Below are 12,979 nucleotides of genomic sequence, written 5' to 3' on the forward strand. Positions count from 1 at the left end.
TCTCCGGCCTCAGGAGCCGCCGGAGGTCTTCCGCAGCCTGTACAGCCTCCGGGAGCCCGGGTCGCCGACGTTCTGGCTGATCCGGGGCTCCCGGGCGGTGCCGTCGACGGCCCAGGCCGGCCACGGGCACTCGGGGATCCGTACGCGGACCTCCTGGGACCGGGCGTCCCGCCCGCTCTCGTACGACCAGGTCCCCGAGCCCGAACACCGCCGCGACGGGCCGCTGGGGTGCTCGCCGGAGCGGTGCAGGCCGACGCCGGACGCCGTGACCCGGCCGTCCGGGGTGAAGACCAGCGTTCCGCTCGTGTGGTCGGTCCAGGTGCCGGGCATGGTCTGCGGTCCGATCCTCGGCGGCTCGTACGCGGGCAGCAGGCCGGCGGTGAGTCCGAGAGCGCCGAGCAGGCCCGTGCCCGCCACCACCGCCGTGCCCCCCAGCGCCACCCGCCGCAGCAGTCCCTCACGCCTGGGCAGGGCGGTCAGCGCGCCCAGCGAGAGCGAGGCGGTGGCGCAGGCCCAGAAGATCAGCGTGGATCGCGTGGGCACGTCGTTGTACGCCGAGAAGCCGAAGACGGGCAGCGCGAGCAGGACCGCCACCATCAGCGGCGCCGACCACCATGGCGCGTGCCGGCCGAGCAGGCGCCCGAGGAGGTCGGCCAGTGCGACCGCCGGCAGCACGAGGACCAGCGACAGCAGGAAGGCGATGACGGCGACGAGGGGCCAGGCCGAGAACACGGCCCCCGTGATGGCGGTGTGGTCGGGTGGCGTGTCCGGCGGCGGCTGCGTCTGGGCGTACAGCACCGCCACCACGACGGCGAGCGCCACCTCCAGGTTCCCCACCAGCGTCGAGACCAGCAGAACCCTGCCGTAGGAACGTTTCTGATGCACGCTCGATCCCCCCTCGCGGCGTGACGGACGAACGCGCCGGCCCGGCCGGCGGCGTCCGGATCCATAGTGCCAGCCGGGCTGAACGTGTTCAATTCATTCTTCGCCCCCGCCCGTCCCGGGCGCGACCGCACCACGGGGTGGCTCCTGCGTTCAGGCCCCTACAGCCAGGTGTTGAACTTGCGGATGTACCAGGTCTTCACCAGCTGCGTGAGCGTGCAGTACGCGAGCAGTACGCCGATCAGCCACGGGAAGTAGCTCGCCGGCAGGGCCACGAAGCCCAGCGAGGGCGCCAGCGGCGAGAAGGGCAGCCAGAGCCCGGTCAGCACCGCGAGGACGGTCATCACCATCACCGGCCAGGAGGCGCGGGACTGGATGAAGGGGATCTTCCGGGTGCGGATCATGTGGACGATCAGGGTCTGCGAGAGCAGGCCCTCGATGAACCAGCCGGACTGGAAGAGGGACTGGCTCGCCGTGCTGTTGGCCTCGAACACGTGCCACATGATCAGGAACATCGAGATGTCGAAGATCGAGCTGACCGGACCGATGGTGACCATGAAGCGGCCGATGCCCTTGGCGTCCCAGTTGCGGGGCTTCCTCAGGTACTCCTCGTCCATCCGGTCCCACGGGGTCGCCAGCTGCGAGATGTCGTAGACGAGGTTCTGGACCAGCAGCATGATCGCGAGCATCGGCTGGAAGGGGATGAAGGCGCTCGCCACCAGGACCGAGAAGACGTTGCCGAAGTTCGACGACGCGGTCATCTTGATGTACTTGACCGTGTTGCCGAAGGTGGTCCGGCCCTGGACGACACCCTGCTCCAGGACGGTCAGGTCCTTCTCCAGCAGGATGATGTCCGCCGACTCCTTGGCGATGTCCACGGCGGTGTCCACCGAGATGCCGACGTCGGCGTCCCGGAGAGCGGCCGCGTCGTTGATGCCGTCGCCGAGGAACCCGACGGTGTGTCCCTCCGCCTGCAGGGCCCGTACGATCCGGGCCTTCTGGACCGGATTGACCTTGGCGAAGACCGTCGTACGGACGGCCAGCGCGCGCAGTTCGGTGTCGCCCAGGCCGTCGGTCGCGGAGCCCGGCACCACCTGCCCGACATCGATGCCGACGTCGGCGCAGACCCGGGCGGCCACGAGCTCGTTGTCGCCGGTGACGACCTTCACCGCGATGCCCTTGTCGGACAGACCCTGCAGGGCCCGGGCGGCGTCCGCCTTCGGCGGGTCGAGGAAGGCCAGGAAGCCGACGAGGGTGAGCCGGTCCTCGTCCGCGACCGAGTAGGTCTCGCGCGGGGTGTCGATCGTGCGGGTGGCGACGGCGAGGACCCGCAGGCCCTGCCGGTTGTTGTCCTCGGCGATCCGGGTGACGTGCCACCGCAGCTGCTCGGTGAGCTCGACCCTCCCCCAGCCTTCGGCCGGGGGGACCCCCTGGCCGCGGTCCGTCATGTGCGTGCAGAGGTCCAGGACCTCCTCGACGGCACCCTTGGTGATCATGATGTGTTCGGAGCGGCCGAAGTCGCCCACCACGCTGTTGCGGTCCAGGACCACGGTCATCCTGCGCCGGGCGAAGTCGAAGGGGATCTCGTCGACCATCGAGAACCGTGCGTCGACGACAACCTCCTCGGCCTCGTCCACGCGGTCGATGACGGCCCGGTCCATCAGGTTCTTCAGGCCGGTCTGGAAGTGCGAGTTGAGGTAGCCGTACTCCAGGACCTCGCCGTCCTCCTGGCCGTGCACGTCCAGGTACCGGTCCAGGACGATCCGGTCCTCGGTGAGGGTGCCGGTCTTGTCCGTGCAGAGCACGTCCATCGCGCCCAGGTTCTGGATGGCGTTGAGCCGCTTGACGACCACCTTGCGCCTGGACATGGCGACCGCGCCGCGCGCCAGGTTGGCGGAGACGACCATCGGCAGCATCTCGGGGGTCAGCCCGACGGCGACGGCGATGCCGAAGAGGAAGGCCTCGTCCCAGTCGCCCTTCGTGAAGCCGTTGATCATGAAGACGACCGGGACCATCACCAGCATGAAGCGGATCAGCAGGAAGCTGACCCTGCGCACGCCGGTGTCGAAGTTGGTCTGCGGGCGCTCGCCGACCAGCGAGCCCGCCATCGAGCCGAAGTAGGTGTCGGCGCCGGTGGCGACGACGACCCCGGTGGCGGTGCCGGAGGTGACCGAGGTGCCCATCAGGGCCAGGTTGTCGGCCTCCACCGGGTCGGTGGTGTCCGGCCGGCCGAGGTCCGGTGCGCGGGTGTCGGCCTTCGCCACCGGCAGGGACTCGCCGGACAGGGCCGCCTGCGCGACGCTCAGGTCCTTGGCGGTGACGATCCGCAGGTCGGCCGGGATCAGGTCGCCTGCCGCCAGCTTGACCACGTCGCCCGGGACCACCTGGTCCATGGGTACCTCGAACGTGGTGGGCGCGGAGCCGCTGCCGGCCCTGCGCTGCACCGCGCAGGTGGTGGTGACGAGCTGCTTCAGCGCATCTGCGGCGCGGCCCGAGCGGAACTCCTGCCAGAAGCGCAGCAGCCCGCTGATCCCCACCATCACGGAGAGGATGACGACGCCCGGATCCTCGGGGTCCTGCCAGTACATGACGGCGGCCAGGAAGGCCAGGACGGCGATGAAGGGGTTCCAGAAGGCCTTCGCCAGCTGGACGTACCAGCGGGGCGCGCGCTCCTGGGCGACGACGTTCGGGCCGTGGCGCTCCAGGCGCAGTGCGGCCTCGGCGTGGGTGAGGCCGGCCGTCGAGGCGTCCACCTCCTGCAGGACCTGGACGCCGGAGCGGGCGCTGATCGCGGTGAGGCGCTCGCCGACGAGCCGGGTACGGGACTCCAGCTCGGCGGCCTTGCGCTCGCGCCGGGACCGGCCCGGCGGTGCGAGCTTGGCCGGAGTACGGGGGGTGAGCATGGTCATGACGAATACCTCCCTCCACGGTGTCCGGGCAGCGCGAAGCCGAGCGGTCACGTGGAGTGATCATGGGTCGGCGCGGAACGGCCCGAGGGGACGCGGGCACGCCGATGGGCATGGATGACGCACGCCCGGCGGAGTTGGCAGGGCATGCGGAAGGAAGGGAACGTGGAAGTAAGCAGCGCAAGCGCGCACGGGGCAGCGGTCCGCCGCTGCCGCGGGCACTCGGAGAAAGGTCAGCCGGTCACAAGGTCAGCCGACGGGAGCGCTGCAAGGACTTCGATCGGGACTCATCCCGAACACCTCCTTGCATAGCGCGGTCATAGCGAGACGCCCGATCCGGCCGGAATGGCCGCAGATGATCGGCGTCTCGGCGACCGTAGCACGATCCAGGGGCCGCTTCTCTCCCCCTTTGGGTCGGTAGTGGGCGGTTCATGCCGTGTCAGCCTCTTGACGTGTGGAAGCGCAAAGGCTCGACTTAAGGTTCACAAGTTGGAGAGATGCCGGGGTCTCGGAGCGTGAAGCCGTGACGTGCCCCGGCCGGGGGGCGACGGCTGGCCGTCGCTAATGGGCAGGAGTGGATGAGTCGTGCAGACTCCCGGATCGCAGTCGTCACTGCATCGCGCGAATCTCGAACGGGTCGTGCGGGCGGTGCGGCTCGCTGGATCGCTGACCCAGGCGGAGATCGCCCGCGCCACCGGACTGTCGGCGGCCACGGTCTCCAACATCGTCCGGGAGCTGAAGGACGGCGGGACCGTCGAGGTCACCGATACGTCGGCCGGCGGCCGCCGCGCGCGCAGCGTCTCGCTCAGCGGTGACGCCGGCATCGTCATCGGTGTGGACTTCGGCCACACCCACCTGCGGGTGGCGGTGGGGAACCTCGCCCACCAGGTGCTGGCCGAGGAGTCCGAGCCGCTGGACGTCGACGCATCCTGGGCGGACGGCTTCGACCGGGCCGAAGCCCTGGTCGGACGGCTGATCGCGGACATCGGGGTGGGCCTGGAGAAGGTCATCGGCGTCGGGCTCGGCGTGCCCGGACCGATCGACGTGGAGTCGGGGACCCTGGGCTCGACGGCGATCCTGCCGGGCTGGGCGGGCATCAACCCCCGTCAGGAGCTCTCGCAGCGCCTCGGGGTGCCCGTGTACGTGGACAACGACGCGAACCTCGGCGCCCTCGGCGAACTCGTTTGGGGGAGCGGGCGGGGAGTAAAGGACCTCGCCTACATCAAGGTGGCCAGCGGCGTCGGCGCAGGCCTCGTGATCAACGGCCAGATCTACCGCGGACCGGGCGGCACGGCGGGCGAGATCGGGCACATCACCCTGGACGAATCGGGCCCCGTCTGCCGCTGCGGCAACCGCGGCTGCCTGGAGACCTTCGCCGCCGCCCGGTACGTGCTGCCGCTGCTCCAGGGCACGCACGGCCCGGAGTTGACGATGGAGCGGGTGGTCGAGCTGGCCCGCGAGGGGGACCCGGGCTGCCGCCGGGTGATCACGGACGTGGGCCGGCACATCGGCAGCGGCGTGGCCAGTCTGTGCAACCTGCTGAACCCGAGCCGGGTGGTGCTGGGCGGCTCGCTGGCGGAGGCCGGTGAGCTCGTGCTCGCCCCCATCCGCGAATCGGTCGGGAGGTACGCGATCCCCAGTGCGGCCCGGCAGTTGTCGGTGCTGACGGGGAACCTCGGAGGGCGCGCCGAAGTGCTGGGCGCACTGGCACTCGTACTCAGCGAGATGGGCGATTCGACACTTTTGTCAGATCATGGAAGTGGAGTGCGAGCTCCCGCCGTCTTGTCTTCAGGTAGATAACGAATGGCACCGTTGTCATCTCGTTAAGAATTCACTCCTTGACGGCAAAACGCGGCCGGGGTTGACTCACATCCACCTCGGCCGCGGCGTAGCGGCCTCGTCAGGGAGGTTCAAGTAATGAACACGCGTATGCGCAGAGCCGCTGTAGCCGTTGCCGCCGGCGCCATGGCCGTTTCCCTCGCCGCTTGTGGCAGTGCCAAGGAGGCCGGCGACAAGACCAAGGAGTCCTCCGGCGCTGCCAAGGGCGACGCGATCAAGGTCGGTCTGCTCCTGCCGGAGAACCAGACCGCGCGTTACGAGAAGTTCGACAAGCCGCTCATCGAGAAGAAGGTCGCCGAGCTCACCGGCGGCAAGGGCGAGGTCGTCTACGCCAACGCCAAGCAGGACGCGACCACGCAGAACTCCCAGGTCGACACGATGATCACCAACAAGGTGGACGTCCTGATCATCGACGCGGTGGACTCCAAGGCCATCGCCGGCTCGGTCAAGAAGGCGAAGGAGGCCGGCATCCCGGTCGTCTCCTACGACCGCCTGGCCGAGGGCCCGATCGACGCCTACACCTCCTTCGACAACGAAGAGGTCGGCAAGGTCCAGGGCAAGGCCCTGCTGGAGGCCCTGGGCGACAAGGCCAAGGACGGCCAGATCGTCATGATGAACGGTTCGGTCACCGACCCGAACGCCAAGCTCTTCAAGTCCGGTGCGCACTCCGTGCTCGACGGCAAGGTGAACGTCGGCAAGGAGTACGACACCGTCGAGTGGAAGCCGGAGAACGCCAACACCAACATGGCGGCCGCGCTCTCCGCGCTCGGCAAGGACAAGGTCATCGGCGTCTACTCGGCCAACGACGGCATGGCGGGCGGCATCATCACCGCCCTCAAGGCCGCCGGCGTCTCCCCGCTGCCCCCCGTCACCGGCCAGGACGCCGAACTCGCCGGCGTGCAGCGCATCGTCGCGGGCGAGCAGTTCATGAGCGTCTACAAGCCGTACGCCCCCGAGGCCGAGGCCGCCGCGAAGATGGCCGTCGCCCTCGCCAAGGGCGGCAAGCCCGAGGGCACCACGTCCACGGTCGACAGCCCCACCACCAAGGGCGTTCCCTCCGTGCTGATCCCGGTCATCTCGCTGACCAAGGCCAATATCAAGGACACCGTCGTCAAGGACGGCGTCTACTCGGTCGACGAGATCTGCTCCGACAAGTACGCGGCGGCCTGCGCCGCAGCCGGCCTGAAGTAGCGGCCCCCGTCGCCTCCTCGCGAGGCGGCCCCCCATCCCTGACCGGCGTCCCGCCCACTCATCCCCGCCACTGGGCGGGGCGCCGGGCAGAAACGTTCCCCCATTCGCCCCGCTCCTGCTCTTTTTGCACGACATCCCCGCCGGTCAGGCGGCGAAGGAGATGGTTCATGTGTCCGCTGCGCCCGTGCTGGCGTTGCGAGGGGTCTCGAAGCGGTTCGGCGCCGTTCAGGCCCTCACCGACGTAGAACTCGAGATCCACTCCGGTGAAGTGGTCGCCCTCGTCGGCGACAACGGTGCCGGAAAGTCCACGCTGGTCAAGACGATCGCCGGCGTGCACCCCATCGATGAAGGTGTCATCGAGTGGGAAGGGCGCCCGGTCTCCATCGGCAAGCCCCACGACGCCCAGAACCTGGGCATCGCGACGGTCTACCAGGACCTGGCGCTGTGCGACAACATCGACGTTGTCGGCAACCTCTTCCTCGGCCGTGAGCTCAAGAGCTTCGGCATCCTCGACGAGGTGGAGATGGAGCGCCGCGCCCGCGAGCTCCTGACCACCCTGTCCATCCGGATCCCCAGTGTCCGCATCCCGATCGCCTCGCTCTCCGGCGGTCAGCGCCAGACCGTGGCGATCGCCCGTTCCATGCTGGGCGAGCCCAAGCTCGTCATCCTCGACGAGCCCACCGCCGCCCTCGGTGTCGAGCAGACCGCCCAGGTCCTCGACCTGGTCGAGCGGCTGCGCGAGCGCGGCCACGCCGTCATCCTCATCAGCCACAACATGGCCGATGTGAAGGCCGTCGCCGACAAGGTGGCGGTTCTGCGGCTGGGCCGCAACAACGGTGTCTTCAACGTCGCCGACACCTCGCAGGAAGAGATCATCTCCGCCATCACCGGTGCCACGGACAACGCCGTGACCCGCCGGGCGGCCCGCACCTCGGAGGCCGGCAAGTGAGCACCCAGAACCCTGCCACCGGTCCACTGGACAAGGGCCCCGTGGACCAGCCGGAGCACATCGACCCGGTCAACCCCGCGGCCGCGCACGACGCGATCCCGGCCGTGGACCCCCGCCTGCTCGTCCGCGAAGAGGGCCTCGCCGGATACGTGGGCGAGTTCAAGCGCAAGATGAAGGCGGGCGACCTCGGTTCCCTCCCGGTCGTCATCGGCCTGATCGTCATCTGGTCGATCTTCCAGGGGCTGAACTCGAACTTCCTCTCCCCGGAGAACCTCACCAACATCGCGATCACGATGACCGGCACCGGCATGATCGCCATCGGCATCATCTTCGTGCTGCTGCTCGGTGAGATCGACCTCTCGGTCGGCTCGGTGAGCGGTGTCTCGGGCGCCATCGTCGCCGTCCTCGCCGTCACCAACGGCGTGAACGAATGGCTGGCCATCCTCGCGGCCATCGTGGGAGGCGCCCTGATCGGCTCCATCCACGGCTTCTTCTTCGCCAAGATCGGCGCCCCGGCCTTCGCCGTCACCCTGTCGGGCCTGCTCTTCTGGCTCGGCGCGATGCTGCAGATCCTCGGCAGCAACGGCACGATCAACATCGACTCCGACGGCGTGGTCGGCCAGCTGACCACGTACTTCTTCTCGGAGGTGGCCGTCGCCTACGGGCTGGCCGCGCTCGCGGTGGCCGGCTACTTCCTCGCGGCCTTCCTCGACGCGAGGCGCCGCGAGGCCGCCGGGATGCCCTCCCGGCCGCTCGCCGAGATCCTGCTGCGCACCGGCCTGCTCGCCCTGTGCACCTTCGGTCCCGCCGTGCTGTTCAACCAGTACAAGGGCCTGCCGCTCGCGGTGGTGCTCTTCCTGCTGGCCCTGGTCGTCACGGACTTCCTGCTGCGCCGTACGACGTTCGGGCGAAACGTTTTCGCACTGGGTGGCAGCGTCGAGGCCTCCCGCCGTGCGGGCATCAACGTCACCCGGATCCGGATCACGGTCTTCGCGATCTCCAGCACCTTCGCCGCCATCGGCGGCCTGTTCTGGGCCTCCAAGATCGCGGCGGCCAACCAGAGCGCCGGAGCCGGCGACCTGCTGATGAACGTGATCGCGGCGGCCGTCATCGGCGGCACCAGCCTCTTCGGTGGCCGGGGCCGGACCTGGAACGCCCTCCTCGGCGTCATGGTCATCGTCTCGATCCAGTACGGTCTGGCCCTGGAGGGCATCGCCACGCCGATCCAGTACATGATCACCGGCGCGGTGCTGCTGGCGACCGTGGTGATCGACTCGGTGACCCGCAAGACCCAGAAGACGGCCGGCCGCGCCTGATCGCACGTCCGACCGCCCGCCGGAGCGGCATCCGGCGGTAAGACCGGTCACAGTGCCCGGCGCCACTTCTCGTGGCGCCGGGCATCCGTGCGTGCACGTACGGGGTACTCATGTGCGGGTATACATCCGTATGTGATGTGTGGCCGCGCGATCATGCGTACATGTATGACAAAGGTGTGACGCCCCAGGGACGGCCCGATGACCGTGCCCGGGAACGGAACATTAGACTCGACAGACCAGCAAGCAACTGCAAGGAGGCACGGGTGCTGCTGACCCGCATCAAGGGACCGCGCGATCTGGACCGGCTCAGCCAGGAGGAGCTCGACCAGCTCGCGGCCGAGATCAGGTCCTTCCTCGTCGACGCCGTCTCCAAGACCGGCGGGCACCTCGGCCCCAACCTCGGGGTGGTCGAACTGACGATCGCCCTGCACCGGGTCTTCGACTCGCCGAAGGACAAGGTCCTCTTCGACACCGGCCACCAGGCCTACGTCCACAAGCTGCTCACGGGCCGCCAGGACTTCGCCGGCCTGCGCACCAAGAACGGCCTCTCCGGCTACCCCTCGCGCGCCGAGTCCGACCACGACGTGATCGAGAACTCCCACGCCTCCACCGTGCTCGGCTGGGCCGACGGCCTGGCCAAGGCCAATGAGGTGCTGGGCCGCGAGGACCACCACGTCGCCGCCGTCATCGGCGACGGCGCGCTGACCGGCGGCATGGCCTGGGAGGCGCTGAACAACATCGCCGCCGCCAAGGACCGCCCGCTGGTCATCGTCGTCAACGACAACGAGCGCTCCTACGGGCCCACCATCGGCGGCCTCGCGAACCACCTGGCGACCCTGCGCACCACGGACGGCTACGAGCGGTTCCTGGCCCGCGGCAAGGAGATCCTGGAGCGCACCCCGGTCGTCGGGAAGCCGCTCTTCGAGACTTTGCACGGCGCCAAGAAGGGCCTCAAGGACTTCATCGCCCCGCAGGGCATGTTCGAGGACCTCGGCCTCAAGTACATCGGGCCCATCGACGGCCACGACATCGAGGCCCTGGAGTCCGCCCTGCAGCGCGCCAAGCGTTTCAGCGGCCCGGTCATCGTGCACTGCCTCACCCAGAAGGGCCGCGGCTACACCCCGGCCCTGGAGCACGAGGCGGACCGCTTCCACGCGGTCGGCGTGATCCACCCCGACACCGGCCTGCCGGTGAAGACCGCCGCGGCCAGCTGGACCTCCGTCTTCGCGGACGAGATGGTCAAGCTCGGCCACGAGCGCGAGGACATCGTCGGCATCACCGCCGCCATGCTCCACCCGGTCGGCCTCAACAAGTTCGCCGAGGCCTTCCCGAACCGGATCTACGACGTGGGCATCGCCGAGCAGCACGGCGCCACCTCGGCGGCGGGCCTGGCCACCGGCGGGGTCCACCCGGTCTTCGCGGTGTACGCGACCTTCCTCAACCGCGCCTTCGACCAGGTCCTGATGGATGTCGCCCTGCACAAGTGCGGGGTCACCTTCGTCCTGGACCGCGCCGGTGTCACCGGTGACGACGGCGCCTCCCACAACGGCATGTGGGACATGTCCATCCTCCAGGTCGTGCCCGGCCTGCGGCTGGCCGCCCCGCGCGACGCCGAGCAGTTGCGCGCCCAGCTCCGCGAGGCCGTCGAGGTCAAGGACGCCCCGACCGTCGTGCGCTACTCCAAGGGCGTCGTCGGCCCGGCCGTTCCGGCCGTCGGCCGGATCGGCGGCATGGACGTCCTGCGCGCCCCGGGCGCCGAGGTCACCCGTCCGGACGTACTGCTCGTCTCGGTCGGCGCACTCGCCCCGATGTGCCTGGAAATCGCCGATCTGCTGGACAAGCAGGGCATCTCCACGACCGTCGTCGACCCCCGCTGGGTCAAGCCCGTGGACGAGGCCCTGGCCCCGCTCGCGGACCGTCACCGCGTGGTCGTCACCGTCGAGGACAACGGCCGTACCGGCGGTGTGGGCGCCGCCGTCTCGCAGGCCCTGCGGGACGCGGGTGTCGACGTACCGCTGCGCGACTTCGGCATTCCGCAGCGCTTCCTCGACCACGCCCTCCGCAAGGAGATCATGGCGGAGATCGGCCTGACCGCGCCGGACATCGCCCGGCAGGTCACCGGCCTCGTGGCGAAGCTGGACGGCCGTTACGACAGCGAGCCGGCCGCCACCGTCGACTAGTCCGGAAACCACCGCTTGCGCCGTTCGTAGATCGACGCGCGGTTGCACGTCACGGGCCGGGAGATCACTCTTGAGGAGTGGGCCTCCCGGCCCGTTCGTGCGCCCGGCCCGTTCGTGCGTCGTCACCTCTCGGAGGCGTCGGTGAGCAAGGATCTGAACAGCCCATTCCGCACCAAGACGGTGGAGCAATCCATCCGCGACACGGAGGAGCCGGAACACGCCCTCCGAAAGTCGCTCTCCGCCTGGGACCTCACGGTCTTCGGTGTGGGCGTCATCATCGGCACCGGCATTTTCGTCCTGACGGGCATCGCCGCCCGCAACAATGCCGGTCCCGCCACCGCCCTCGCCTTCGTGGCCGCGGGCATCGTCTGCGCCCTCGCGGCGCTCTGCTACGCCGAATTCGCGTCCACCGTCCCGGTGGCCGGGTCGGCGTACACGTTCTCGTACGCCTCGATCGGAGAGCTGCCCGCCTGGATCATCGGCTGGGACCTGGTGCTGGAGTTCGCACTCGGCACCGCCGTCGTCGCGGTCGGCTGGTCCGGGTACGTGCGCCACCTCATGGACACCAACCTCGGCTGGACCCTGCCGACCTCCCTGTCCGGCCCCGATGCCGGCGGGCACTTCGACCTTCTGGCGTTCCTGCTGGTCCTGGTGCTGACGTGGATCCTGGTCGTCGGGACGAAGCTCTCGGCCCGGATCACCGCGGTCGTCGTCGCCATCAAGGTCACGGTCGTGCTGCTGGTCATCGTCGCGGGCCTGTTCTTCATCAAGGCCGACAACTACTCGCCGTTCATCCCGCCGGCCGTGCCACAGGCCGAGGGCGTCAGCGGCTGGCACGCGCCACTGGTCCAGTTGCTCTTCGGCTACGAGCCCACGAACTTCGGCGTCATGGGCATCTTCACGGCGGCCTCGCTCATCTTCTTCGCCTTCATCGGCTTCGACGTGGTGGCGACGGCGGCAGAGGAGACCAAGAACCCCCAGCGGGACATGCCGCGCGGCATCCTCGGCTCGCTGCTGATCTGCACCGTGCTCTACGTCGCCGTGACCCTGGTGGTCACGGGCATGCAGAAGTACTCGGAGATGTCCCCGACCGCGCCGCTCGCCGAAGCCTTCAAATCGGTGAACCAGCCGTTCTTCTCGGGCGCCATCAGCCTCGGTGCGTCCGTCGGTCTGATCACCGTGTGCATGATTCTGCTGCTCGGCCAGACCCGCGTGTTCTTCGCGATGAGCCGCGACGGACTGCTGCCGCGCGTCTTCTCCGTGACGCACCCGAAGTACCGCACCCCCTACCGGGCGACCATGCTGCTCGGCGGGATCATCGCGGTCGTCGCCGGCTTCACCAGCCTGGAGAGCCTCGCTGAACTGGTGAACATCGGCACCCTGTTCGCCTTCGTGGTGGTCGCCCTCGGCGTGATCATCCTCCGCAAGTCCCGACCCGACCTGCACCGGTCCTTCCGCACCCCGTGGGTGCCGTTCGTCCCGATCCTGTCGATCGCGGCCTCGTTCTGGCTGATGCTCAACCTGCCGGCCGAGACCTGGCTGCGCTTCGGCATCTGGATGGCCATCGGCATCGTCGTCTACTTCGCCTACGGCTACCGCAACAGCCGCCTGCACAAGGTCGGCCAGGAAGCGGAGTTCTGACCGCCGGCCCGCACCGCGCTCATGACGCAGCGGGCCCGTACGGGAGGGAATCCCGTACGGGCCCGCTGCGTCATG

General features: G+C 69.1%; 8 protein-coding genes. 6 read left to right on the plus strand and 2 right to left on the minus strand.

Going from position 1 to position 12,979, the window contains the following annotated elements; translation table 11 throughout:
- Nucleotides 1-9 precede the first annotated feature (9 nt).
- Together OG753_RS31400 and mgtA are read right to left on the minus strand one after the other, a co-directional pair.
- Entirely contained in the window at nucleotides 10-885 is an 876-nt protein-coding gene (locus OG753_RS31400; protein ID WP_405791024.1) for a hypothetical protein, read from the minus strand.
- Between the two features lie 158 nt (nucleotides 886-1,043).
- On the minus strand, nucleotides 1,044-3,791 hold the full coding sequence (gene mgtA / locus OG753_RS31405; protein WP_405791025.1) for a magnesium-translocating P-type ATPase: 2,748 nt from the start codon (nucleotides 3,789-3,791) through the stop codon (nucleotides 1,044-1,046).
- Nucleotides 3,792-4,373: 582 nt separating this feature from the next.
- Here mgtA and OG753_RS31410 point away from each other — a divergent pair.
- From OG753_RS31410 to OG753_RS31435, 6 genes are all read left to right on the plus strand, one after another.
- Nucleotides 4,374-5,588, plus strand: coding sequence for an ROK family transcriptional regulator (locus tag OG753_RS31410; protein WP_030008678.1), 1,215 nt, complete (start codon nucleotides 4,374-4,376; stop codon nucleotides 5,586-5,588).
- Between the two features lie 117 nt (nucleotides 5,589-5,705).
- Nucleotides 5,706-6,818 (plus strand): substrate-binding domain-containing protein, encoded by a 1,113-nt coding sequence (locus OG753_RS31415; RefSeq protein ID WP_327264964.1) that lies wholly within the window; start codon nucleotides 5,706-5,708, stop codon nucleotides 6,816-6,818.
- Between the two features lie 160 nt (nucleotides 6,819-6,978).
- Nucleotides 6,979-7,767 (plus strand): ATP-binding cassette domain-containing protein, encoded by a 789-nt coding sequence (locus OG753_RS31420; protein ID WP_030386091.1) that lies wholly within the window; start codon nucleotides 6,979-6,981, stop codon nucleotides 7,765-7,767.
- 26 nt (nucleotides 7,768-7,793) lie between these two features.
- Complete coding sequence (locus OG753_RS31425) at nucleotides 7,794-9,083, plus strand: sugar ABC transporter permease (protein ID WP_405792879.1); 1,290 nt, start codon at nucleotides 7,794-7,796, stop codon at nucleotides 9,081-9,083.
- A 263-nt stretch (nucleotides 9,084-9,346) separates the two neighbouring features.
- Nucleotides 9,347-11,263, plus strand: coding sequence for a 1-deoxy-D-xylulose-5-phosphate synthase (dxs, locus tag OG753_RS31430; RefSeq protein ID WP_327264965.1), 1,917 nt, complete (start codon nucleotides 9,347-9,349; stop codon nucleotides 11,261-11,263).
- A gap of 141 nt (nucleotides 11,264-11,404) precedes the next feature.
- Nucleotides 11,405-12,904, plus strand: a complete 1,500-nt coding sequence (locus OG753_RS31435; protein WP_327264966.1) for an amino acid permease — start codon at nucleotides 11,405-11,407, stop codon at nucleotides 12,902-12,904.
- The last annotated feature ends 75 nt before the right edge of the window (nucleotides 12,905-12,979 follow it).

It is taken from the genome of Streptomyces sp. NBC_00029, from assembly GCF_045160505.1.
Classification (GTDB): domain Bacteria; phylum Actinomycetota; class Actinomycetes; order Streptomycetales; family Streptomycetaceae; genus Streptomyces.